Raw genomic sequence first — 22910 nt, forward strand, 5'->3', positions numbered from 1 at the left:
GGCTCAGTCCTCGATGCCGCGCTGGGCCGGTACGCCGGCCTTGAAGTGATGCTTGACCAGCGTCATCTCGGTGACCGTGTCCGCCAGGTCGATCAGTTCCTGCGGCGCGCGCCGGCCGGTGAGCACCACGTGCACGTGAGGCGGGCGCTCGCGCAGGACCTGCAGCACGGGCTCCAGCGGCAGCCAGCCGTAGCGCAGGGGGTACATGATCTCGTCCAGCACCACGAGGAAGTGCTCGCCGGCACGGATCGTCGCCTCGGCCCGGGCCCAGCCTTCGCGGGCCAGCTCGGCGGAATGCTCCAGGTCCTTGCTCTTCCAGGAGAAGCCGTCACCCAGGCCCTCGATGGGCACGCCCAGCTGCTCGAAGAGGCGGTGCTCGCCGAAGCGGGCCGACGGCACCTTCATGAACTGGTAGATCTTCACGGCCTTGCCGCGGCCGTGGGCGCGCAGCGCGAGACCGAAGGCGGCCGTGCTCTTGCCCTTGCCGTCGCCCGTGTGGACGAGGATCAGGCCGCGCCGCTCGGCGGTGGGGATGACGCGTTCGCGGTCGACGGGCGGGGCTTCAATTTCCATGGTCAGGGGCTTTCATCAACAGGTCCTGGAGCGGGCGGCGCTGGCGCCAGCCGGCCAGCTCCAGCAGGGGTTGTTCGTGGAAGGCCGGCACCGGCCCCAGGCACAGCAGGCCCAGCGGGCGGGCGCCGGGCGGCAGCGCCAGTGTGGCCGCCAGCGCCTCGGGGTCGAACATGGACACCCAGCCCAGGCCGAGATTCTCCACGCGGGCGGCCAGCCACAGGTTCTGCACCGCGGCGCCGGCCGAGCACAGGGCCATTTCCTGCGGCAGGGTGCGGCGGCCGAAGACGGTGCCGTCGTCCGGCGGCAGGATGAGGGCCAGCAGTTCGGCGCAGTCCCGCAGCCCCTCGACCTTGAGCCGCAGGAACTCGTCCGCCCGTGCGCCGAGGGCCGCCGCGGTGGCCTGGCGCTCGGCCTCCACCAGCGGGGCGAGGCGCTCGCGCCAGGCGGGCGTGGACAGGCGCATGAAGCGCCAGGGCTGCATCAGGCCCACGGAGGGCGCCTGGTGCGCGGCCAGCAGCAGGCGCTCGAGCTGCTCGTCGGGCAGGGGCGGACCCGGCACGAAATGGCGGCAGTCGCGGCGCCGGGCGATGGTCTGGCGCACGGCCTCGCCCTGCTCGGGGGTGAAGTGATGTGGGCTGGCGTTCATCTCGGTCTCAGAGCTTCACTCGCACGCTGAAGCGCAGGCTGCGCGGTTCCATGGGATGGACCAGCCGCCCGGCCAGGCCTTCGCCACCGCCGCAGGCCGCGCCCTCGCGGCGCGTGCAGGCATTGCCCCAGTACTCGATGTCATGCGCCTTCGTGTTCAGGGCATTGAGCAGGTCCAGCCCCAGCTCCCAGCCGGGTGCGGGACGCCAGGACAGCTTGGCGTTGACGGTGAACGCGCCGCCGGAGCGTTCGCGGCCGCTCTCCTCCAGCGCATAGCGGCCGATGTAGCGCAGGCGCAGGCCGGCGCTCCAGGCGCCGCCCGGGTCGTGGCTGGCGCTGAGCGAGGCGCTCAGCGGGATGGCATTGGGCACCTGGCGGCCGCCGTTCTCGGCCTCGACGAAGCGGGCGCGGGACCAGGCGATGTCGGCATCGATGAGCCAGTCCCGGCCCAGGCGGATGTCGTTGGACCACTCCAGGCCCAGGCGGCGGGAGGCGCCGCGCGCCTCGGTGACGCCCTCGTCGCCCACGAAGACCAGCTCCGAATCGAGGTCGGCCTGCCACAGGCTCCAGCTGGCCTGCCAGCCCGGGCCGAAGCGGTGGCGCAGGCCCAGCTCCTGGCTGCGCGTGCCGGCGAGCATCGGCAGCGGATCCTGCGCGCTGCCGTCCTGCGGATTGAAGCGGCTGGTGGCGCCGCGGGCGTCGTTGGAGCGGAAGCCGCGGCCCCAGTGCGCAGACAGCTCGGTCTCGGGGCTCCAGCGGTGCACGAGACCCAGGCGGGGGCTGAGGCGGCTGTCGCGGGCCGTGCCGCCATTGCCGGCATTGAACTCGCCGCCCAGCGCCTCCACCTGGGCCTGGACGCGGTCCCAGCGCGCGCCCAGCACGGCGCGCCAGTCGGGCGTCAGCGCCTGCTGCAGCTCGGTGAACACGCCCAGGGCATCCTGGCGGACGCGGTCCTCGCGCACCGTGCGCTGGCGCACGCGGTCCACGGTGTCATAGAGGCCCAGGGTGGCGATGCGGTCGTGCCGCCACTGCAGGCCCCAGCTGAACTGGGCGGGGGCCAGGTCTTGCCACAGGGCCAGGCGCGACTGCTGCGCCTGCCAGGCGAAGCCCAGCACCTGGCGTCGGTCCAGCTGCTCGTGCTGGTCGCCGTCCGGGCCGTTGATGAAGCCGGAAGGGGCCGAGTAGAGCTGCAGGCCGTAGTCGATCACATAGGCCGTGGCCTGCTGCTGCCAGGGGCCGCGGCGGCCGGCCCAGTCCACGCTGAGGCTGTGGCGGTGGGTGAGGCCGCCGTCATCGGGCGAGAGCGTGCCGTAGCGGCCGATCTCGCCGGACTCGATCGCGCGCAGCGGCACGTGCTCGCTGGCCTTCCAGCGCGCGGTGTAGCCCATCAGGCTCACGGAGAGCCCCTCGCGCTCATCACCCGTTGACCAGCGCAGCACGGCATTGCGCCGCTGCAGGCCCTCGGGCTGGTCCCAGGGGCCGTCGTTGCGGCTGGCTTCGAGGGCCGCGAGCGCCTGGCCGCCGCCCAGCGGGTGACTGCCGGCCAGCAGCGCGCGACGGAAGTTGTGGGGCCCCAGGCCCAGCTCGGCAAAGGGCTGGGCGAGCTCGCGCACGTAGGCGATGCGCGAGGCGCCGGTGGTGGCGAAATCCCCATCCTCGGCGGCGAAGGCGCCCTTGCGATAGCGCAGGCTGTCCACCAGCTCGGGCATCAGGAAGTTCAGGTCCATGTAGCCCTGGCCGTGCGCGTGGCTGGCCATGTTCACCGGCATGCCCATCAGCAGCGTGGCGAAGTCGCTGCCGTGGTCGAGGTTGAAGCCGCGCAGGAAGTACTGGTTGGCCTTGCCGTCCCCGCTGTGCTGGGTGACGATCATGCCCGGCATGGCCTCCAGCAGCTCGGCCGGGCGCAGCAGGGGCTTGGTGGCCAGACGCTCGGCACCGACCTCGCCCTGTGAGGCGCTCTCCGCGCTGCCCAGCACGGCCCGGCCCTGCACTTCCACCTTGTCGACCTTCTCGGCCTTCTCGAGCGTTTGGGCCTGCAGGGTCAGCGTGACAGGGGCGCACATCGCCAGCAGCCAGGGTGACGGGCGGACGGGACGGCGGGACGGGGATCGTTTCAGATTCATGCAGGGCGGAGGGGATGGGACGCCGCAGCGCCGGTGAAGAAGGCAGGCGCGCCGGCCCGGAACCAGCGCCAGCTCGCGCCGCAGGCCATCAGCAGGCCCATCAGCACCCAGGCCAGCGCGGTGGACAGCGGCGAGGCGCCCGTGACGCGCAACGGCGGCGCCGGGGGCACGGGCGTCAACTGCAGGCCGCGCACGACGGGCGGCGGGACGGCGTCGGAGGCCTGAGGGGGCTTGGGCGCGGCCGGGCGCGGCGCTGGCGCTGGCGACTGGGGCAGCTGACCTTGCACCCAGCGCCGGACGCCGGCCAGCTCGTCGGGCCGGCTGCGGGCGCTGCGCAGCTCGGCATAGCGCTGGGCCAGCTCGCGGCGCGTGGCCGCGTCGGGATGCCAGTGGCCTTGCGCCGCGGCGCGCACGAGGCCGGCCAGCGTCTGCGCATAGCTCTCCTTGTGCTGGGCCAGCCATTGCGGGATCTGCAGCTGGTGCTTGTCGCGCACCAGCACGTCGAAGAGGCTTTGCCAGTGGTCGGGGCGCACGGTCTCGGGGGCCATGTTCTGCCAGCCCAGGGTGAACTGCACGGTCTTGAGCACCTGCAGCGCGCCGGCATAGCCTTCGTCCCGCTGGGCCTTGAGCCAGCCGGGGTGGAGGTAGCGGCCCTGCATCTCGAGGGCGATGGCGCGGCTGGCGCTCTCGGTCTGCGGCTCGGTGGCGTCCTGCAGCTGGCTGACGTGCAGCTGCAGCGCCTCCTTGCGGCCGGCCGCCTTGGCGGCTGCGGCGAGGCCGCCCAGGTACTGGAAGGGATCGTCCGAGCTGAGCATGGCGTAGAGGTGGGAGCTGCGGGACATCAGCGCCGCGTCCGTGCGCTTGAGTTGGGACGCGAAGGCGCTGCGGGCCGTGCGCTCGTCCACCGCCAGCGGCTCGCCCTGCACATAGGGCTGGCTCATGCTCTGCAGGAACAGCCCGCCCAGGCGCGGGTCCTCGCGCTTCTGTCCATCGGACTGCAGGGCCTCGGCCACGCCGGTGCCGTAGGCGCCCACGCTGTTGCCGAACATCCGCGCCTGCGCCAGCTGGCGGGCCTGCGCGGGCTTCATGCCTTGCTTGCGCAGTTCCTGCTCGACCTCGCGGCTGTGGCGGGTGATGGCGTTGTCGCCTTCCTGCTCCGCGGCCGACGCGGCCAGGGCCACGGCCTCGTCCAGCAGCTTCATCAGGCCGGGGAACTGGTCGCGGTAGGAGCCGGTGATGGACAGCAGCACATCGATGCGAGCGTGGCCCAGCTGGTCCGGCGGAACGAGGCGCAGCTTCGTCGGGCGGCCGTTCTCGTCCCACACCGGCTCGACGCCCAGCGCGGCCAGGGCCTGGGCTTCCATCAGGCCCTGATGACGCAGGGTCTCGCCGGCCCACAGCGAGAGGGCCAGGCGCTGCGGCGGCTTCGTACCTTTGGCCTGCTCGGCCCACCATTGCCTGAAGAGGCGCTGGGCGGCCTCGTAGGCCTGGGGCGTGGGCAGGCGGGCCGGATCCAGGCCGCTGAGGTTGCGGCCGGTGGGCAGGCTGTCGGGATTGCGCAGCGGGTCGCCGCCGTAGGCGGCAGGCACGAAGCGGCCTTCCAGCGCGGCCAGCAGGCCCGGCATCTCGCCCTCGTGCGTCAGCCGGCGCTCCATCTCCTGGGCGCGCAGGGCCAGCTGGTAGAGCGCGGCAGTGTCGATGGGCTTGCGGGCGGCATGGTTGGGCACCGGGCCGTCGGGCTGAGCGGGGCGCAGGTCCAGCTCGCTGGCGGCCCGGGCATCCTGCAGCGCGAGGTCCAACCAGCGCGCGGGTCGTGCGGTGGCCACGCGGTCGTAGTCGATCAGGAAGGCCTCGTCGATGTCCTCGCCCAGGGCCTCGATCAGCGGCACGCGCAGCATCTGCAGCAGCGTGCCGCGGCGCTGGGCCTCGTCCGGCACGCGGCCGAAGACGGCCAGGCCCTGGGGCTGGGCGCTTTGCGCCAGGCGGTCCAGGTAGGGATGCAGCAGCTCCAGGAAGCCGGAGAAGTTGGCGCTGATCTGCGCCGCCGTCCAGCCGAGGTCGCGGTGCAGCTGGTGCTCGACGAACTGCTCCACCATCTGCCGCTCCAGGCCCTGGCGCGTGGGGCCGGGGTCCACGGTCTCCCATTCGTGCATCAGCTCATGCATGCGGGCCATGCGGGCGTTGAAGCCGGCCGGCGCGAAGCTGGGCGTGCGGTGGCTCACCATCAGCGCGCGGCCGCGGCGCTTGGCGGTGAGGGCCTCGCCGAGGTTGTCGACGATGTAGGGGTAGATCACCGGCACGTCGCCCAGGGGAAGCAGGGCGTCGTCGTGCACGTCCAGGCCGCGCAGCTTGCCATTGGCCCATTCCTGCGTGCCGTGGGTGCCGAAGTGGATCAACGCATCGGCCTGCCGCGCCCAGAGGTAGACGGCCAGGTAGTGGTGGGACAGCGGCGTCTTGCTGCGGTGCTGCATCGCGTCGCGGCCCAGGTGCTGGTCCTCCTCGCGCGGGGGCTGGGGCAGCACGGCGAGGTGGCCCAGTTGCAGGCGCGGGATCACGAAGACGGCGCGGCCCTGCGCCTGGCGCACAAAGCGGCTCTGCGCGGGCGGGCCCCAGCGTTGCAGCACGGGCTGGCGCACGGCGGCGGGCAGGGCGTCGAACCAGCGCTGGTAGTCCGCCACCGGCAGGGCGGCGGCCTGGCCGCTGCGCAGCAGCGCGTCGAGGTCGGCGCCGGGGTAGTAGGCCGCCAGCAGGCCCTGCAGCCCCTGGAGCCACTGGGCCTCTTCCCGCGGCTCGACGGCATAGCCGGCGGCCTGCAGGCCCTGGCTCAGCTGCGCCAGGCTGCGCGGCACGTTGAGGAAGCTGGCGCCGAAGTTGCTGGCCCCGGCGGGGTAGTTGTAGACGAAGAGGCTCAGGCGCTTGTCCGCCGCGGGCTGGTCCTGCAGGGCGATCAGGCGGCGCGCCTTGGCCGCCACGGCCTCGCCCTGGCGGGAAATGAGCTGCGGCTCGGCGCCGCCCGCGGGATGGGCCACGACCAGCACGGGGTCGATCAGTCCGGCGCTCTCCGGTTGCGCCAGGTAAAAGGGGATGTCGCTTTGCGCGAGGCCCGTGCTGCCGCTCTCCCATTGCGCGATGTCGCCCTGGCGGAAGGGCAGCGTGGCGAGCACGGGCCTGCCCCAGCGCTCGAACAGGGTCTGCAGCGAGCCGGCCTTGGGCATCAGCGTGTGCGTGACCAGCACATCGTGCAGGGGCTGACCTTCAGGCGCCAGCAGGGCCTGCAGCTGGGTCTCGTCCAGAGGGCTGGCGAAGGCCGCGAGCGCCTGCAGGCCCTGGGCCTCGAACTGGCGCAGCCAGGCGTCCAGCCAGGCCGTCTGGCCCTGGACGAAGTGGTAGCGGTGCAGCAGGATCACGACCCGCTTGCGCGCGCCGCCTTGTGCGTGCAGGTCGGCCCAGCGGCGGGCGGCGTCGGCATCCGGCAGCAGGGCCGGGGCGTCGGGGTGGTAGAAGCCGCGCAGGGGCAGGCGCTGGGCCAGGGGCAGGTCGAGCTTGCGGCCCTCGGCCTGGGCCTTCAGGACCTGGAGGGCGGCCTGCGTGTTGGCGCCGCCGCCGGCCTGCAGCAGCGCGCGCAGGCTGCGCTCGGTGGCGGGGGGCTCGCCGCCCGGGATCCACAGCGGCTGGCGCGAATCCAGGCCGGGCATCTCGGCCAGCACGCCGCGCAGGCGCGTCTCGGCCACGGCATGGGGCGCGTCGATCCACACCCAGCGCGCGGCCTGCACCAGGGCCTGCAGCTGGCGCTGGCGGGCCTGGCGGTCCTTCTCGGCCAGGGCCTCGGCCTGCAGCGGCACCTGCCAGCGCTGCAGGGTGAGGCCAGCCGCCTGGGCCTCACGCGCGACCAGCGCTTCGCGGGCGGCCGGCGTGACGTCGGTGGAGATCCACAGCAGCTGGGCCTGGGCCAGGCGGGCGATGCTCAGCAGGCCCAGCAGCAGTGCGTGCCGCAGCAGGCGGTCAACGCGCATCGGGCGCACCTTCCTCCGGGACGTAGATGACGCTGCCATCCTTGAGCTTGTAGGCCACCCCGGCCTTTACGCCCTGGCCTTCGCTGCTGCCGCCGTTGCCGCGGTACTTGATCTCCTGGCCGTTCTTGCGCACCACGATCTCCATGTCCGGCTCGCCGGCGCGGCGGATCACGGTCTCGTCGGCCTGCGACTGCTGCTGCAGCGCCACGGCCGTCAGCAGGGCGACGACCAGGACGAGGAACACGTCCACGAGGTTGACGGCCGAGAGCATGGGGTCGTCGTCGTCCTCGGTGAGGATGTGCAGGCGATCTCCGCTCATGCCCAACCCCGTTCCTTCTTGATGTCCAGCAGCTCCGCCAGCAGCCAGCGGCGGCGCACGGAATAGACGACCAGCGCAAGGGCGGCGGCGGTCATGGCCAGCACGACGCCGGAGAAGGCCGAGCCGAACACGGCGAGGGCCTGGTGGCCCTGGCCGGCGGCGACCTGCTGCAGCGCGGGGCCCAGGGGCACCATGGTCGCGATCAGGCCCAGCAGCGGGCCCACGCGGCCCAGCAGCCGCGCAGGCTCCAGCTGGCGCACGACCTGCAGCTCGAGCTGCTCCAGGCCGCAGTCGGGCGTGGCCCGCAGCAGGCGGCGTCCCCGGCGGCGCAGCAGGGCGTCCATCAGCGTGGCGCCGGCCGACCACAGGGCATAGACGAAGCCCAGGGCAACGAGGATCAGCACCGGCCACAGCAGGGCCTGGGTGATCTGGGCAAATCCGGATTCGATCAGCATGGGACTCTGGCGCGGGGTCAGCCGCGCAGGAAGCGCGCCACGGCCGGCGCGTTGGAGGGGAAGTAGTGGTGTAGGTAGCTGGCCCGCAGCGAACCCGCCTGGTAGAGCGACTCGCAGGCCTTGCCGCCGTTGGGATTGCTGGCCCGCGCCATCGGCTGGAGCGGCGTCTCCAGCGTCGAGTAATGGAAGGTGTGGCCGCGCAGCGCACCCTCGGGCCAGTCGATCGCCTGCAGGCCCAGGGCCGAGAGCCGCGTCTGCATGCGGGCCGTGCCCGGCAGCAGGCCGGCCAGGGGCCAGGTCTTGCCCTCGGCGTCGATCAGCTGCTCCATCAGCACCAGCAGGCCGCCGCACTCGGCCAGCAGCGGCTTGCCCGCCGCATGGTGGCGGCGCAGGTCGGCGAAGAAGCTGGGGTGGGCGGCCAGGGTCTCGGCATGCAGCTCCGGATAGCCGCCGGGCAGCCAGAGCGCATCGCATGCGGGCAGCGGCTCGCCGGCCAGAGGCGAGAACAGGCGCAGCTCGGCGCCCAGCGAACGCAGGCAGTCGAGGTTCGCGGGGTAGATGAAGCTGAAGCAGGCGTCGCGGGCGACGGCAATGCGGCGGCCCGCCAGCGGCTGCCCTTCATCGACCCTCGCGGGCGCGTGGAAGTCCACCGGCGCCAGCGCGGCCGCCAGGCCCTGACCCAGCGCGCAGCCGGCCTCCCAGGCGTCCGCCCAGGCCTGCAGCTGGGCCTCGAGCCCCGGCAGCTCCAGGGCCTGGACCAGGCCGAGGTGGCGCTCCGGCAGGCTCAGCTCGGGCTGGCGGCGCACGGCGGCGACGAGCGGGAGGTCCGGCGGCAGGCCCTCGGCCACCATGCGGGCGTGGGCATCGCTGCCCACGCGATTGGCCACCACGCCCACCACGCGCACGTCGCTGCGGTAGCGCGCCAGTCCGGTGGCCAGCGCCGCGAAGGTCTGTGCCATGGCGGAGGCATCCAGCACTGCCAGCACCGGCAGGCCGAAGGCGGCCGCCAGATCGGCGCTGCTGGGCTTGCCGTCGTAGAGGCCCATCACGCCCTCGACGAGGATCAGGTCCGCTTCCGAGGCGGCCTGCGCGAGCAGCGTCTGGCAGTGCGCGAGGCCGCCCATGAACAGGTCGAGCTGGTAGACCGGCGCACCGCTGGCGCGTTCCAGGACCATGGGATCGAGGTAGTCCGGGCCGGTCTTGAAGACGCGCACCCGCTGGCCCTGGCGGCGCGCCTGGGCCGCGATGGCGGCGGTGAGGCTGGTCTTGCCCTGGCCGGAGGCCGGGGCGCTGATCATGAGGGCGGGGCAGCGGGGCATGGGGGGCGGGGCGCGGGACGGGCGTGGACGGTCGTGGATGGGCGGCGGGAGTCGGCGGCCTCAGGCGGGCCGGCGCAGCGGCAGCACCGGGGCGAGGTCGCCGGCGTGGGTCGGGGGCGACGGCCGGGCGCCGAAGGGCAGGGCGATCCACTGGCCCTGCACCTGCAGGATCTGCAGCCGGTCGTCGAAGACCGCCTGCAGGGCGCGATGCGTGGCGGGGTCGCCCGGCGCGCCCTGGTGGTGGACCTGGCCGTCGGCCATCACCACCAGCTCGTCGGCCTGCAGCGCGACATTGAGCTCATGCAGCACGCTGATCACGGTGCGGTCCTGGGCGACGAGCTCGCGCACGCAGTCCAGCCAGTCGGCCTGGTGCGGCGGGTCCAGGTGGGCGAGGGGCTCGTCCATCAGCAGCACCTCGGCACGCACGGCCAGCGCGCGGGCCAGCAGCACGCGCTGCCGCTCGCCGCCAGAGAGGCGCTGCAGGCGGCGCTCGCGCCAGTCCCAGCATTGCGTGCGGCGCATGGCCTGGGCGACGGCCTCGTGGTCCTCCGCGGTCGGCGGCGCGAGCCAGGCCTGGTGCGGCAGCCGGCCGAGCATCACGACCTCGTAGGCGCTGAGGTCGTCGCCGCCGCTCTCGTTCTGGCCCAGCCAGGACAGCGCACGGGCGCGGGCCTTGGGCATCCAGTCGCCCAGGGGCTTGTCCATGAAGTCGATGCGGCCCTGGGCGGGCAGCAGCGCCGCCATCGCCCGCAGCAGCGTGGACTTGCCCGCACCGTTCGGGCCGACGATGGCCGTCCAGCGCGCGCGGGGCAGGGCGGTGTAGAGCGCCTTGAGCACGGGCTGGCCTTGCAGGCTCAGGCCCAGGAGATCGACCTCGAAGGCGGTGGGCAGATGCAGTCCTCGGCTCATGCGCGTTTCTCCGACAGCGGCCCGCGGTGCATCAGCACCAGCAGGTAGGCGCCGCCCAGCAGCGAAGTGACCACGCCCACGGGCAGCTCCTGAGGGGCGATGACCCAGCGGGCGACGATGTCGGCCGACAGCAGCAGGCAGCCGCCGGTCAGGGCGGACAGCATCAGCAGCCAGCCATGGGTGCACAGCACGCGGCTGCGCACCAGGTGGGGCGCGACGAGGCCCACGAAGGCGATGAGCCCCGCCTGCGCGACGGCCGCGCCCGTGGCCAGCGCCAGCACGGCGATCAGGAAGAGGCGGACCAGGGACAGGCGCACGCCCAGCGAGCGCGCGGTGGCCTCGCCGAGGGTCAGGGCGTCCAGGGCGCGGCTGGCGCCGACGGCTCCCAGCAGGCACAGCAGCAGCGCCGGGGCCAGCACCCAGACGGAGGCCCAGCTCAGGAAGCCGCTGGTGCCCAGCATGAAGGCCTGCATGGGGCGCATGATGTCCGGGGTCATCAGCGTCAGCAGCGAGGTCAGGGCGAAGAGGACCACGCCCACGATCACGCCGGCCAGCAGCAGGCGGATGGACTGCTCCACGCCATGCGCCAGGAGCAGGGTCAGGCTCACGCCGGCCAGCGCGCCGATGAAGGCCGTGCCCGTCAGGCCGATGCGCAGCATCAGCGCCACCGCCGCCGGGCTCACGCCGATCGCCACCAGCAGCACGGCCACGCCCAGCGAGGCGCCGGCAGAGGCGCCCAGCAGGTAGGGATCGGCCAGCGGATTGCGGAACAGGCCTTGCGCGATGGCACCGCCCAGGCCCAGCAGCGCCCCTGCGAGCAGGGAGCCGACCGAGCGGGGGAAGCGGATCTGCCACAGGATCTGCTCCTGCATCGCGTCCTGGGCGGCCAGGATGTTGAAGGAGAAGCCGGTGCTGCCCACGGCCACGCCGGCCAGGCACAGGCCGGTGGCGATCAGGAGCAGCAAGAGCAGCAGGGTCCAGGGTTTCATGAGGGGCTCATTCCGTGAGCGAGTGCGCTTCAGCGCATGCCGCCGGGCGGCGCGTTGAACGGTGTGGTGGGCAGCGGCACCGGGCCGGCGACGGCCTGGCGCAGGCAGCGGGCCATCAGCGCGGCGGCCTCGGCCATGCGGGGGCCGGGGCGCACCAGCACGTCGGACTCGTCTGGCGTCCAGACGCAGATGCGCTGGTTGCGCACGGCCTGGATGCCGTTCCAGCCGGGCCGTTGCGGCAGGCCCGGGGCGCTGCGCTGGCCGACCATGATCACCTGGGGATTGGCGCGCACCACGTACTCGGGGTTCACCTTGGGGAAGGGGCCCAGCTCCGCCGGGATGATGTTCTTCGCGCCGAGCCGTGTGAGGGTCTCGCCGATGAAGGAGCTGGTGCCGGCGCCGTAGGGCGCGCTGTCCACCTCGTAGTAGACGTTCAGCTGCCGCGCCGCCGGGGGCAGACTCGCGGCGGCCTCGCGGATGGCCTCATCGATGTGCTGCCAGACCTGGGTGCCGGCCTGCGGCTTGCCCAGCACCTGCGCCACCTTGCCCAGCACGCGCTGCACGTCCGCATGCGTCTTGGGTTCGAGGGCGATCACGCGGAGGCCCAGCGCTTCCAGGCGGTCGGTCAGGCGCGAGGAGATGGCCACCATCACCACGTCGGGCCGCAGGGCCACGATGCTTTCGATGCTGGTGTCGTCCATGCCGCCCAGCTTGGGCAGCGACTGGATGGAGGCCGGGAAGTTGGAGTAGCGGTCCACGCCCACCAGCCGCGCGCACTCGCCGAGGGCGCAGATGGATTCCGTCAGCGAGGGCAGCAGGCTCACGATGCGCCGCGGCACGTCCGGCAGCGTCACGCTCTGGCCGCGGTCGTCCTTCAGCTGCACCGGTGCAGCGCCAGCCACCTGCCAGCAGAAGACCGCCAGCAGCGACAGCAGCCTGGCGAGGAATCGGGTCTTGCCCATCGACGTGCTCATCTCCATGTCCTTTTCTCTCACCCCACCCACGACACCCACCCCCCCACCACCCCCTGCTGCGGCTGGCGGCTCAAAGCCACCAGCCGCAGCCCCGAGTGGGGGGGCAAGGGGCGCCAGCCCCCAGGGGCCGGCGCCGGGCCGCCCCAAGCCGGCCCGTCTGGCATGGCCGGCGGCTCACGGCCGCAGGCCATGCCGTCCCCTCGGGGGACCGCCCGGGCCTGCCGGCGTTCAGCCCGGCAGCCCCGGGCGAGGGGTCAAAACATCCTTTGTCCAGGCCTGCCCCGCCACCATCAAGGTCAGTTGCGCGCAGCGGCTCGCCACCGCCTGGTTCAGTCGGCCCAGTTCGTCGGCATATTCGCGCACCTCGCGGCCCAGGGGCATGACGCCCCAGCCCACCTCGTTGGACACGAAGACCACGGGCGAGGGCAGCGTGGGCAGCACGGCCATCAGCGCGTCGAAGGCGGCGTGCCAGGCCTCGCGCCGGGGCTGGCCGTCCATGGGCATCAGCCAGTTGGTGAGCCACAGGGTGAGGCAGTCCACGATCAGCAGGCGCCCCGGGGCCGCGGCCGCCTGCAGCGCCTCGGCGAGCTGCAGTGGCGCCTCCACGGTGACGAAGCCCGCCGGGCGATCGGCCTGGTGACGGGCGATGCGCGCGCGCATCTCGTCGTCATGGGCCTCGGCCGTGGCGATGACACAGACGCCATGCCCCGGCTCGCGCGCCCAGTCGAGCGCCAGGCGCTCGGCATGGCGCGACTTGCCGCTGCGCTGGCCGCCGACGATCAGGTGGTGAGGGCTGCTCATGCCGCGTCTCCTGGGCGCTTGCGAAGCCGTGCGTGGCTTACAGCGTGGGCGTGAAGCGCAGGCCGATGAACAGCGTGCGCGGTGCCTGCGAGTAGCCCTTGGCGGTCTCGTAGTTCTTGTTGAAGGCGTTGTCGAGGTTGGCCTGCAGGCGCAGCTGCGGGTTGACGCGATAGCCCACGTCCAGGTTCACCAGGCTGTAGCCGCCCAGGGGCTTGGTGTTGGCGTTGTCGTCGAAGCGGCTGCCGTGGGCCTGCAGCTGGATGCCGCCGGACCACTGGTCCAGCGTCTTCTCGATGCGCAGGTTGCCGTGCTTCTTGGCGCGGCGGCCGAGCAGCTTGTCGGTGGCCAGATCGCGCGGATTCTGGAAGTCCACGCCGCCCTGCACGCGCAGGCGGAAGAGCTGCGTCTCGCCCTGCAGGCTCACGCCCTGCAGCCGCACCTTGGCGAGGTTGCCGTAGCAGCCGCCGTAGGTGGAGACGCAGTTGGCGGCGAAGCCGCTGTCCCAGGAGATCAGGTCGCGGATGCGGTTGTTGTAGACGGTGAGGCTCAGCTCGCTGTCGCCCTGGCTCCAGTTCAGGCCCAGCTCGGCATTGCGGCCGCGCTCGGGGTTGAGCGCCGCCACGCCGGGCTTGGGGCCGTACTCGCTGAAGCTCTGGTAGAGCGTCGGTGCGCGGAAGGCGGTGCCGGCGCTGGCCCAGGCGCGCCAGCCGGGCAGGAAGCGCCAGCCCGCGGCCACGGTGCCGGTGTTGATGCCGCCGAAGGCGCTGTCCTGGTCATGCCGCAGGTGCAGCTGGGCGTCGACGGCAGCGTCGCTGTAGAGGTAGCTGGCGGCGATGGCGTTCTGGTGGCGCTTGGCCTGGCCGCCGGTCGAGGGCATCAGGCCGGAGTTCACCAGCTTGTCCTCGCGGCGCTCCAGCACGGCGTTGAGCTGCCCCACGGCCAGCTTCATCGTGCTGCCCAGGGTGTACTGGCGCACCTGCGTCTCGGTCAGGTAGGTCGAGGCCTGGTTGGTGAGCGTCTCGTAGCGCTCGCGCGAGTCCCCGATCGAGACCTCCGTCTGCCAGTCCGGCGTCCACTGTGCGCTCCACAGCCCGCGGGTGGCGCGGGTGTTGTGCAGGTTGCGGTCTTCGACGCCGGGCTTGGGCTTGGCCGCGGCATCGTAGGCGCTGTCCAGGGCGCTGTAGGTGTTGACCAGCTCCAGGCGCTGGCCCTTGTCGAGCTGGTAGCCCAGGCGTGCGTTGGCGCTGTGCATGCGCCAGCCGTCGATGTCCGGGTTGTAGGCGGGGTCGTTCAGGACCTTGCGGATGTTGAAGCCGTCGGCCACTTCCTCGGCCAGGCTCAGGGCGTAGTCCAGGTCACCGGCCGCGCCGCTGATGCTGAAGTCACCGCGGACCAGACCCAGGCTGCCGACGCCCGCGCCGATCTCGATGGTCGGCGTGCGCTTGCCCTTGCGGGTGAAGACCTGGATCACGCCCGCCACGGCATCGGAGCCGTAGACGCTGCTGGCCGCACCGCGGACGATCTCCACGCGCTCGATCTGCGCCAGGGGAATGGCCTCCCAGGCGGCACCGCCGGAGCCGGACTGGGTGTCCATGCGCACGCCGTCCACCAGCAGCAGGGTGTGCTGGGTGTTGGCGCCGCGCAGGAAGAGGCTGGTGTTGGTGCCGGGGTTGCCATTGCGCACGAGCTCGACACAGGACTGGCGGCCCAGCAGATCGACCAGGTTGCCGAAGCCCTGGCGCTCGATGTCGGCGCGGGTCAGCACGGTGACGTCGGCCAGCACCTGGCTGAGGTCGAGCTTGGAGCGGGTGGCGGTCACCTGGACCTGGCCCAGCTTGTTGGGGGCCTCCTGGGCCACGGCGGCGGTGGCCATCAGGCTCAGCGCGAGCGTGCTCAGGGCGAAGCGGGGGGTGACGGACGGGGCGAGGGACGCGAGCGTGGCAGACAGGCGCGCAGCCGAAGGCAGGCGTGCAGCACGCGAAATCGAAGCGGACATGAGAGAAGTAGGGACAACGAGGCGTTCCAGGTGCCAGCTTCCCCGCAGGCTCCTGTGAAAACGAGGTGATGCTTGCGCGTTCACCTCACCCGTTGGCCGGTATCCGGGCTGGCGGAACGCGCTCCTGCATCCTTCCCAGCGCCTTGGCGCGCCAGTGGATTCCTGTGCAGCAACTGAAGGCCTTTCGGCCTTGTCCGCTTACCGTTGCGGGGACAGCTCAGGTTAGGTCGACTTCGTGGAAGCCTTCCCTCCTGATTCCCGTTTAACTGCCCTGACCGAAGGGTCCGGGCGAGCACCAACAGCGCGCATTCTAGTGCACCGCGCCCCGGGAGCCACCAATGCCCCTCGGGCCGACCGCTTGATGGACCTCAAGCGTCGCCCGCGAGGACGCCCGAGCGGCGTCAAGGTTCGGCCTCCTCGTGTGCCTTGCGCCGCTGAACGTCGGGGAGCGCCGCGCGTTTGCCAGCGTCGGCGGGGTGCGGGTGTGGCTGTGGCTGTGGCTGTGGCTGTGGCTGCACCGGTCGATGCGGCCTCCACGGCGAGGCAATTGGCGTCCGGGTGCCCCCTGCTCAAGCCCGCTTCAGGGCGGGGGCGCTTCGGGCGCTCTCGGCAACGCGGGGGAGGGGGAGGTCCGACGGCGCCATCGCGCCCGGGCCGTCGGATCCGGCGGGCGGGGCGGGACGCCGCGGGGGGACTTCTGGCTGGGGCCCGGTGGAGGAGGGTGTCGAGTGCGATCGCGGCCTGCTCGCCCGGGTCGTCCGGGCATCGCCATCGCCCGGCGCCTGGCCTCGGGCATGTCTGCCAGGCTTTCGCGGCGACGAAGCCGCCGGGGCCCGGGCGGCTGTGGGTGGCGGTGTGGGGCTGAGGGAGGCGGCCTGCGGCGCCTGCCGCAGCGCTTCCTGTTCCTGGCGCTGGCGGGTTTCGCGCTCCTGGCGCTGTCGATCCAGCAGGCGAAGCTCCTGCCGGTTGCGATCGTGGGCGGCGCGGGCCGCGTCGGCGTCATCAGGCGCGAAGCGGACGCGCTCGCTGGCCGCCGTCTCCCGGGGGCAGGGCGTGTTGCGCAGCTCGCGACCGTCCGGGCCGCAGCGGTAGAGCGTGAAGCTGCCGGGCACGGCGGGCGGCGTGGCCGCTGGGGCCACCGCCGCGAGGACCGGCGCCTGGCCAGCAAGCGCCAGAGCAGCGAGCATCAAGCCAACGCTCACCCGGCGGGCGTGCCCCCAACAGGTGTTCTTCCCGCGGGGGCTCATCCACCGGCTGCTCATCCCGTTGATGCGCACCCACCCGGCGAGCCACCGGGTTTGTCCTGACCCGGCCTGGTGCCGTGGGCTGGCCCGAAGCGGTCTCCCTGAAGGGCCCTTCGTGCGGTCCGGGAGAGCGCATGGCACACGCAGGGCTGGCCAGGGGATCCGCTTCATGACATCGACCGGAGGGTCCCAGGGGTCAGGTCTTGCCCTTGCCCAGGACCGACGCCAGCGCGGCGGCCAGGGCGGAGCTCGGAGGCGTGGCGGGGGCGGGCTTGAGGGCCGGTGCGGGGGCTTTGGCGTCGAGCGCCGGCGAGCTCGAGCCGGTGGGCGATCCGGTGGGCGATCCGGACGCCGGGGCCGCCAGGGCGCCAGACGGAGCGGCCGCGTCACCCGCGGCCACTGCCGGAGGCTTCGGCGGCTTCGGCCGCTGGGGCTTGGCATGGATCTGCGTCACGGCCTTGCTCATGTCACCCTTGAGCATCAGCTCGACGGCATCGAGGCTCTTGCTGATGCTCTGCTCGACGGCGATGCGCTCGTCGAGTGGGGGCTTGCGCAGCACGTAGGCCGCCACCTCGCCCTTGTGGCCGGGGTGACCGATGCCCAGGCGCAGGCGCCAGAAGTTGCCGGAGCCCAGCTGGGCCTGCATGTCCTTCAGGCCGTTGTGGCCGCCGGTGCCGCCCCCCTGCTTCATCTTCATCTCGCCGGGCGGGAGGTCCAGCTCGTCGTGGATGGCCAGGATCTCTTCGGGGGTGATCTTGAAGAAGCGTGCCAGCGCGGCCACCGACTTGCCCGAGAGGTTCATGAAGGTGAGCGGCTGCAGCAGCCAGATGGGGCCGTCGGCGCCCGGGGCGTTGTTGATGCGGGCCACCATGCCGTAGTAGCTCTTGTCGAGCTGCAGGCTCCCACCCAGGCGCCGTGCCAGCTGGTCGATCCACCAGAAGCCGGCGTTGTGGCGGGTGTCCTCGTATTCAGGGCCGGGATTGCCCAGGCCAACAAAGAGTCGAATCATGGCGTGCATTATCCGGGGAGGCGATGGGGCCGTCGTCCGCAGGCGGGAGGGTGAGGCCGGGACGACCTCCCGAGGTCTGTGGATGAGGATGCAAGGGACGAAAAAAAGCCCCGCCGGGGCGGGGCTTCTTGCGCAAGGCGGCGAAGAATTACTTCTTGCCCTTCTTGCCCTTCTTGTCGTCGGCGGCCGGAGCGGCAGCCACGACGATCTCTTCCACGACCGGGGCCACAGCGGTGGCGACCACGGGGTTCGGCTTGCCGTGGGTCACGATCTTGACGTGGGAAGCCACGACCAGGTCGTTCACGTGCACCGAGTGGCCCAGGGTCAGCTTGCTCAGGTCCACTTCGATGAACTCGGGCAGCTGTTCGGCCAGGCAGTTGATCTCCAGCTGGGTGATCACGTGGTTGACCGTGCACTTGTCGGTCTTGACGGCCGGGGATTCGGCTTCGCCCACGAAGTGCAGGGGCACCTTCTTGGAGATCTTGGTGGTGGCATCCACGCGCTGGAAGTCGATGTGCTGGACTTGCGGCTTGTAGGGGTGCATCTGGAAGTCACGCAGCAGGACCTTGGTCACGGTGCCGTTCAGTTCCATCTCGAGGATGGAGCTGTGGAAGGCTTCCTTCTTCAGGGCGTGATACAGGGCGTTGTGATCGACCTCGATGGTGGCGGGTTCGCCAGCGCCGTAGACGATGCCAGGCACCTTGCCAGCGATACGCAGGCGGCGGCTCGCTCCGGTCCCCTGCAGCTTGCGCTCAAAAGCGACGAATTTCATAGGTTTCTCCAAGAATGGATGGATGCCCGCGACCAGGCACCCGTGGATGCAGCCCGAAGGCCGCTGACAAAAACCGGCCCGACGGGCCGGTCACAAACAAGCAGGCGCTCCCTTGCGAGGAGCGCCGGGCTCAGACTCAGAAATTGTTGTTCTGCTCGGAGAACAGCGAGGTCACCGATTCACCGTCGGAGATGCGACGGATGGTCTCGGCGAACAGGAAGGCGACCGACAGCTGGCGGATCTTGCCGCAGGCCTTGGCCGCTTCCGACAGCGGGATCGTGTTGGTGATGATGACTTCGTCCAGGGCCGACGTCGTGATGCGGTCGATGGCCGGGCCGGACAGGATCGGGTGGGTGCAGTAGGCAAACACGCGCTTGGCGCCGCGGTCCTTCAGCACTTCGGCCGCCTTCACCAGGGTGCCGGCGGTGTCGATCATGTCGTCCATGATCACGCAGTTGCGGCCGTCGATGTCACCGATGACGTGCATCACTTCGGACACGTTGGCGGCGGGGCGGCGCTTGTCGATGATGGCCAGGTCGCAGCCCAGCTGCTTGGCCAGGGCGCGGGCGCGGACCACGCCGCCGACGTCGGGGCTCACCACCACTAGGTTGCTGTAGTTGCGGGCCTTGAGGTCCGACAGCAGCACCGGGCTGGCGTAGATGTTGTCGACGGGGATGTCGAAGAAGCCCTGGATCTGGTCGGCGTGCAGGTCCATGGTCAGCACGCGCTCGACGCCCACGGTCTCCAGCAGGTTGGCCACGACCTTGGCCGAGATGGGCACGCGGGTGGAGCGCGGACGGCGGTCCTGGCGGGCATAGCCGAAGTAGGGGATGACGGCCGTGATGCGGCGGGCGCTGGCGCGCTTGAGCGCGTCGACCATCACCAGCAGTTCCATCAGGTTGTCGTTCGTGGGGGCGCAGGTGGGCTGCACCACGAAGACGTCGCGAGCGCGGACGTTTTGCTGGATCTCGACCGCGACTTCGCCATCAGAGAACCGGCCGACCGAAGCCTTGCCGAGTTCCAGACCCAGATGGGTGGCGATTTCTTGGGAGAGCACCGGGTTTGCGTTGCCGGTGAAGAGGACGGTATTCAGCAGCACAGGCCATCCTTTGAGTCAATGGCCCCGCGGCCTACCCAGCGGGTCCGGGAGGTAAGCAATGAAATTTGGCAGGGGAGGAAGGACTCGAACCCTCGCATGTCGGAATCAAAATCCGATGCCTTGACCAACTTGGCGACTCCCCTACACAGGACACTGCAGAGCTGCAGCACCCTTGTAACCTTCAGTCTTCAGCCCATCCGCGAAGCGGGTGCTGGACCAGACTGCGGCACACCTTGCCAACCCATCCCGGAGGCAGCTCCGGTAATGTCGCCATGGGCTGGCTCGACATGCCATTCTTTCCCTGAACAGTTGCGAACACCGCGCTGCCTGAACCGGTCATCCGGCTGTTGCCGAATCTCGATTCGAGCAGGGCGAGGGCCTGCGTCACTTGACTGCTGTACTGCTCAGCGGGTTTCTGCAAATCATTCCGCGAGGAATTTTTTTCGATTTCCAGAAAGCCTGCGATTCTAGCACAACTTTCAGCGTTCAGTTCCACTCGCGAGGCAGAATTTTTTGCATTTTGCGAAGCGGCGGCAACATTCTTGCTGTTGCCTTCACTTGGCTCGGTGCCTTTTTTGCTGCCGTGCTCAGGAAAGACCGCAACTATAGCCAGAGATTCTGAGCGCTGCAAGAGGGGGCTCGAAAAAATTTCCTTCGTCGGGATGCTGACGTCGGGCTTGACGATGGCGAAGGTCCGCTCGGGCAGCGCGATGGGGGTCAGGTCTTCACCGATGCCCTGCACGAAGGCATTGCGCCCGCCGAGGAAGAAGGGCACGTCGGCGCCCAGCTTCAGGCCCAGCGGGAGCAGGCGGGACAGCGGCCAGTGCAGGCCCCACAGGCGGTTCAGCGCGAGCAGGGTCGACGCGGCGTCCGAGGAGCCGCCGCCCATGCCGGCACCGCTGGGGAGCCGCTTCTCGATGTGGAGGTCCGCGCCCAGGCCGCAGCCACTCTCGCGCTGCAGCAGCCGGGCCGCCCGCAGGCAGAGGTCGTCCGGCGGAAGGGCATCGCCGCGGTCATGTCGCTGCAGCAGGCCGTCGTGGCGGCGTTCGAAGTGCAGCGTGTCCGCCCAGTCGACGAGCACGAAGACGGACTCGAGCAGGTGATAGCCGTCCGGCCGCTTGCCCACCACATGGAGGAAGAGGTTCAGCTTGGCGGGGGCGGGGACGTCGTAGAGCGCTTGCATGGTCGGAGATGGACGGGAGGTGCGCAGGAGGCGTGTGGGCAGGCGCCGCAGTATGCCGGCAATGCGTTCGACTTCACTCCTCACGCACCAGGCGCACGCGCAGCGTGGCCTGGCGGCCGGCCCGCTGGCTGGCGACGAGCACGCCCTCGGCGAGGCGGTCGGTCTCGACGCGCCATCCCAGCTGCTCGAAGCCGGCCAGCGGTGCGGCGAGGGTCGTCGCGCCCGCACCGCTCCAGGGGCGGCCGGCGAGCCAGTCGAACAGCGCCGCGACCGGCACCGACTCGCCGAGCAGGTCCAGCGTGAGCGCATCGAGGCTGTCGAAGCTGCGCTGCTCGCGGGGCTGCTCGAGGCTGACGCTGGTGGGCGTCCAGACGACGCGCGCCAGCAGCGATCCCGTCGGCGTCGACAGCGCCAGCTGACCCTCGGCGGCCGTGCCCGTCAGCTCGAAGCTGCCGCTGCCGCCCTGGGCCACGCGCTGGCCGGGCAGTGGCGGGACCTGCACGCTGAGCTTGCCGCTGAAGCTGGCCACCGAGGCCGGCCCGCCCGGCAGCGATGCCGGCGCCAGGCCTTCGGCGGATGGGCGCGGCAGCTGCGCGCAGGCGGCGGCCAGCACCGCGAGGGGCAGGACGGCACCCAGCCGCCACAAGCGCCACTTCAGGCCGGACGTCAAGGCGTCGCCTTCAAGCGCTGGCGGGCCTCTTCGATGGCCTCGTTGCCGGGCTCGCGCTTGAGGCCCTCGGCCCAGATCGCCCGGGCCCGGTCCTGCTGGCCGCGCTGCCAGAGCACCTCGCCCAGGTGTGCCGCGACGTCGGCATCGGGGCGCGCCGCATAGGCCTGCGCGAGCCAGCGCTCGGCTTCGTCCAGGCGGCCCAGGCGGTACTCCACCCAGCCCATGCTGTCGACGATGGCCGGCTCCTTGGGCGCGAGGCTGAGGGCCTTGACGATCAGCTCGCGGGCCTCCTCGAGGCGCAGCTTGCGATCGGCCAGCGAGTAGCCCAGCGCGTTGTAGGCATGGTAGTGGCGCGGGCTGAGCTCGATGGTGCGGCGCAGCTGCTGCTCCATGGCATCGAGCAGGTCCAGCTTCTCGGCCATCATGGCCTGCTCGTACAGCAGGTCGGCATCGGCGGGCAGGCGGGCGGTGGCGCGGCCGAGCAGCTCATACGCGGCCGACCACTGCTGGAGGTCGCGCAGCAGCTGCGACTCCGCCATGAAGCGCACGCGGACCTCCTCGTCGGTGTCGCCGGGCAGGGCCTGGATCAGCTGCCTGGCCTGGTCCAGATGGCCCTGTCGTGCCAGGAGGAGGGCCTTGCGGTAGCTGAGATCGGTGCGCGGCGCGGCGTCCTCGATCTTGTCGAGCCAGGCCTGGGCCGCCTTCCAGTCCTTGCGCTGCTCGGCCACGCGGGCCAGCAGCAGCCAGGCCTGCTGACGGGCCTCGCGCCCGGCCTCGGTCAGATCACCACGGCCGGCGCTGTCCTCCAGGCGCTGAAGAAAGGTCTGCAGCGCGGCCTCGGCGCGGTCGGCGTGCCGCAGCTCCAGCTCGAGCGAGCCGAGGGCGTACCAGGGGGTCGGCTGGTCGGGCTGCTCCACGGTCAGGCGGCGGAACTGCTCGGCCGCCTCGACCAGACGCTGCGAGCGGGCGAGCGCACGGGCATAGCTCAGACGCAGGCCGTGATTGGCCGGCTGCGAGGCCAGCGCCTCGCGAACGGGCGCCTCGGCCGCCGGCTGGCGGTCCATCATGTCCAGCGCCAGGCCCAGGGCCTCGTCGCGCGTCGCGGCTTGATCGTCCGGCTGGGCGATCACCTGCTCGACCCGCGCCCAGGCCGGCGCCACGTGGCCGGCGGCCAGCTGCAGACGGGCTTCGCACAGCTGGGCCGGGGCGGTGAGGCCCGGCATCTTGGCCGTCGCCTGCAGCACGGGCAGGAGGGCGTCCAGCACGCGCTGCGGTTCCGGCGAGCGGGCGAAGAGGCCGGGCAGCGAGCGCAGCAGCGCGCGCGACTGGTCCGTCGTGCCAAGCTTGATCAGGCTCTGCAGGGGCGCGGCGGTTTCCGCCGGCTTGTTCAGGACGGCCAGCAGTTGCAGGGCCGTCTGGTGGGCCTCGAGCGAGTCCGGCAGGCCGTCGCGCCAGGCGCGTGCGGCGATGAGGGCCTGCTCGCCCGCGCGGTTCTGCAGCGCGATCTGCACGACGCGGCGGTAGAGCGCCTCGTCCTGCGTGCGCCGGGCGGCATCGAGCAGCACCTGGTAGGCCACGCCGGGCTCGCCGGCGCGCAGCTCCATCTCGCCGACCAGCAGCTGATAGAACATGGGGGCGTCCATGCCGGAATTCCGGACGGGGTCGGGCGCCGTCGCCTTGTCTTGCGTGGCGGCTTCGGCAGTGGCCTCGGGGCCTTCATCGGCATGGGCCAGCGGGGCAAGGGCGCCCAGCGCCAGCGCGCAGGCCAGGGCCAGCCGGGTCGGGCGAAGCAGCGGGAACAGGGAACGGGGCATGGA

17 protein-coding genes, 1 tRNA gene, 1 pseudogene and 1 riboswitch are annotated in these 22910 nt (G+C 71.6%); all 19 genes and pseudogenes read right to left on the bottom strand.

From position 1 onward, the window contains the following. Nucleotides 1-3: 3 nt before the first annotated feature. The 19 genes and pseudogenes from cobO to QRD43_RS07245 all read right to left on the bottom strand — a co-directional run bounded on the left by cobO (nt 4) and on the right by QRD43_RS07245 (nt 22907). Nucleotides 4-573, bottom strand: coding sequence for a cob(I)yrinic acid a,c-diamide adenosyltransferase (gene cobO / locus QRD43_RS07155; protein WP_285981802.1), 570 nt, complete (start codon nt 571-573; stop codon nt 4-6). Beyond that, on the bottom strand, nt 563-1219 hold the full coding sequence (gene bluB / locus QRD43_RS07160) for a 5,6-dimethylbenzimidazole synthase (RefSeq protein WP_285981803.1): 657 nt from the start codon (nt 1217-1219) through the stop codon (nt 563-565). The genes cobO and bluB overlap by 11 nt, the downstream gene beginning before the upstream one ends. Nucleotides 1220-1226: 7 nt before the next feature. Continuing rightward, nucleotides 1227-3341 (bottom strand): TonB-dependent receptor, encoded by a 2115-nt coding sequence (locus tag QRD43_RS07165; protein WP_285981804.1) that lies wholly within the window; start codon nt 3339-3341, stop codon nt 1227-1229. Further along, complete coding sequence (gene cobN, locus QRD43_RS07170) at nt 3338-7354, bottom strand: cobaltochelatase subunit CobN (RefSeq protein WP_285981805.1); 4017 nt, start codon at nt 7352-7354, stop codon at nt 3338-3340. Before cobN ends, QRD43_RS07165 begins: the two co-directional genes overlap by 4 nt. Next, nucleotides 7344-7673, bottom strand: coding sequence for a DUF2149 domain-containing protein (locus QRD43_RS07175; RefSeq protein ID WP_285981806.1), 330 nt, complete (start codon nt 7671-7673; stop codon nt 7344-7346). The genes cobN and QRD43_RS07175 overlap by 11 nt, the downstream gene beginning before the upstream one ends. Further along, nucleotides 7670-8128 carry a hypothetical protein gene (locus tag QRD43_RS07180; protein ID WP_285981807.1) on the bottom strand — a complete coding sequence of 153 codons (459 nt, stop codon included), beginning with the start codon at nt 8126-8128 and terminating at the stop codon, nt 7670-7672. Before QRD43_RS07180 ends, QRD43_RS07175 begins: the two co-directional genes overlap by 4 nt. Nucleotides 8129-8145: 17 nt before the next feature. After that, nucleotides 8146-9447, bottom strand: coding sequence for a cobyrinic acid a,c-diamide synthase CobB (locus tag QRD43_RS07185; RefSeq protein ID WP_285981808.1), 1302 nt, complete (start codon nt 9445-9447; stop codon nt 8146-8148). Nucleotides 9448-9507: 60 nt separating this feature from the next. Continuing rightward, entirely contained in the window at nt 9508-10356 is an 849-nt protein-coding gene (locus QRD43_RS07190; RefSeq protein WP_285981809.1) for an ABC transporter ATP-binding protein, read from the bottom strand. Then, the gene (locus QRD43_RS07195; RefSeq protein WP_285981810.1) at nt 10353-11345 is read right to left on the bottom strand and encodes a FecCD family ABC transporter permease; all 993 of its coding nucleotides are present in this window, start codon (nt 11343-11345) and stop codon (nt 10353-10355) included. Before QRD43_RS07195 ends, QRD43_RS07190 begins: the two co-directional genes overlap by 4 nt. Nucleotides 11346-11374: 29 nt before the next feature. Further along, nucleotides 11375-12319: an ABC transporter substrate-binding protein gene (locus tag QRD43_RS07200; protein WP_285981811.1), complete on the bottom strand. Its 945-nt coding sequence runs from the start codon at nt 12317-12319 to the stop codon at nt 11375-11377. 228 nt (nt 12320-12547) lie between these two features. After that, entirely contained in the window at nt 12548-13120 is a 573-nt protein-coding gene (cobU, locus tag QRD43_RS07205; RefSeq protein WP_285981812.1) for a bifunctional adenosylcobinamide kinase/adenosylcobinamide-phosphate guanylyltransferase, read from the bottom strand. Nucleotides 13121-13157: 37 nt separating this feature from the next. Then, nucleotides 13158-15116 (bottom strand): TonB-dependent receptor domain-containing protein, encoded by a 1959-nt coding sequence (locus QRD43_RS07210; RefSeq protein WP_285981813.1) that lies wholly within the window; start codon nt 15114-15116, stop codon nt 13158-13160. Between the two features lie 77 nt (nt 15117-15193). Continuing rightward, nucleotides 15194-15431: riboswitch (cobalamin riboswitch) on the bottom strand. Between the two features lie 1302 nt (nt 15432-16733). Further along, nucleotides 16734-17369, bottom strand: a pseudogene (gene pth / locus QRD43_RS07215) (aminoacyl-tRNA hydrolase); the annotation flags it as partial. Nucleotides 17370-17517: 148 nt separating this feature from the next. Next, complete coding sequence (locus QRD43_RS07220) at nt 17518-18141, bottom strand: 50S ribosomal protein L25/general stress protein Ctc (protein ID WP_285981814.1); 624 nt, start codon at nt 18139-18141, stop codon at nt 17518-17520. Between the two features lie 136 nt (nt 18142-18277). Continuing rightward, a complete protein-coding gene (locus QRD43_RS07225; RefSeq protein WP_269630218.1) occupies nt 18278-19240 on the bottom strand; it encodes a ribose-phosphate pyrophosphokinase in 963 nt (320 codons plus the stop codon). A gap of 66 nt (nt 19241-19306) precedes the next feature. Further along, a tRNA-Gln gene (locus QRD43_RS07230) sits at nt 19307-19383 on the bottom strand. 38 nt (nt 19384-19421) lie between these two features. After that, a complete protein-coding gene (gene ispE, locus QRD43_RS07235; protein ID WP_285981815.1) occupies nt 19422-20423 on the bottom strand; it encodes a 4-(cytidine 5'-diphospho)-2-C-methyl-D-erythritol kinase in 1002 nt (333 codons plus the stop codon). Between the two features lie 73 nt (nt 20424-20496). After that, entirely contained in the window at nt 20497-21093 is a 597-nt protein-coding gene (locus QRD43_RS07240) for a lipoprotein insertase outer membrane protein LolB (protein ID WP_285981816.1), read from the bottom strand. After that, nucleotides 21090-22907 carry a tetratricopeptide repeat protein gene (locus QRD43_RS07245; RefSeq protein WP_285981817.1) on the bottom strand — a complete coding sequence of 606 codons (1818 nt, stop codon included), beginning with the start codon at nt 22905-22907 and terminating at the stop codon, nt 21090-21092. Before QRD43_RS07245 ends, QRD43_RS07240 begins: the two co-directional genes overlap by 4 nt. Nucleotides 22908-22910: the final 3 nt, after the last annotated feature.

It is taken from the genome of Roseateles subflavus (assembly GCF_030285365.1).
Lineage (GTDB): Bacteria > Pseudomonadota > Gammaproteobacteria > Burkholderiales > Burkholderiaceae_C > Roseateles_B > Roseateles_B subflavus.

Excerpts from the sequence above, each read along its gene's own strand:
- QRD43_RS07195 (WP_285981810.1), bottom strand. The coding sequence starts at position 11,345 with ATGAAACCCTGGACCCTGCTGCTCTTGCTGCTCCTGATCGCCACCGGC.
- QRD43_RS07245 (WP_285981817.1), bottom strand. The coding sequence starts at position 22,907 with ATGCCCCGTTCCCTGTTCCCGCTGCTTCGCCCGACCCGGCTGGCCCTG.
- QRD43_RS07200 (WP_285981811.1), bottom strand. The coding sequence starts at position 12,319 with ATGAGCACGTCGATGGGCAAGACCCGATTCCTCGCCAGGCTGCTGTCG.
- QRD43_RS07185 (WP_285981808.1), bottom strand. The coding sequence starts at position 9,447 with ATGCCCCGCTGCCCCGCCCTCATGATCAGCGCCCCGGCCTCCGGCCAG.
- cobO (WP_285981802.1), bottom strand. The coding sequence starts at position 573 with ATGGAAATTGAAGCCCCGCCCGTCGACCGCGAACGCGTCATCCCCACC.
- QRD43_RS07190 (WP_285981809.1), bottom strand. The coding sequence starts at position 10,356 with ATGAGCCGAGGACTGCATCTGCCCACCGCCTTCGAGGTCGATCTCCTG.
- cobN (WP_285981805.1), bottom strand. The coding sequence starts at position 7,354 with ATGCGCGTTGACCGCCTGCTGCGGCACGCACTGCTGCTGGGCCTGCTG.
- QRD43_RS07165 (WP_285981804.1), bottom strand. The coding sequence starts at position 3,341 with ATGAATCTGAAACGATCCCCGTCCCGCCGTCCCGTCCGCCCGTCACCC.
- ispE (WP_285981815.1), bottom strand. The coding sequence starts at position 20,423 with ATGCAAGCGCTCTACGACGTCCCCGCCCCCGCCAAGCTGAACCTCTTC.
- QRD43_RS07180 (WP_285981807.1), bottom strand. The coding sequence starts at position 8,128 with ATGCTGATCGAATCCGGATTTGCCCAGATCACCCAGGCCCTGCTGTGG.
- QRD43_RS07175 (WP_285981806.1), bottom strand. The coding sequence starts at position 7,673 with ATGAGCGGAGATCGCCTGCACATCCTCACCGAGGACGACGACGACCCC.
- cobU (WP_285981812.1), bottom strand. The coding sequence starts at position 13,120 with ATGAGCAGCCCTCACCACCTGATCGTCGGCGGCCAGCGCAGCGGCAAG.
- QRD43_RS07210 (WP_285981813.1), bottom strand. The coding sequence starts at position 15,116 with ATGTCCGCTTCGATTTCGCGTGCTGCACGCCTGCCTTCGGCTGCGCGC.
- bluB (WP_285981803.1), bottom strand. The coding sequence starts at position 1,219 with ATGAACGCCAGCCCACATCACTTCACCCCCGAGCAGGGCGAGGCCGTG.
- QRD43_RS07220 (WP_285981814.1), bottom strand. The coding sequence starts at position 18,141 with ATGAAATTCGTCGCTTTTGAGCGCAAGCTGCAGGGGACCGGAGCGAGC.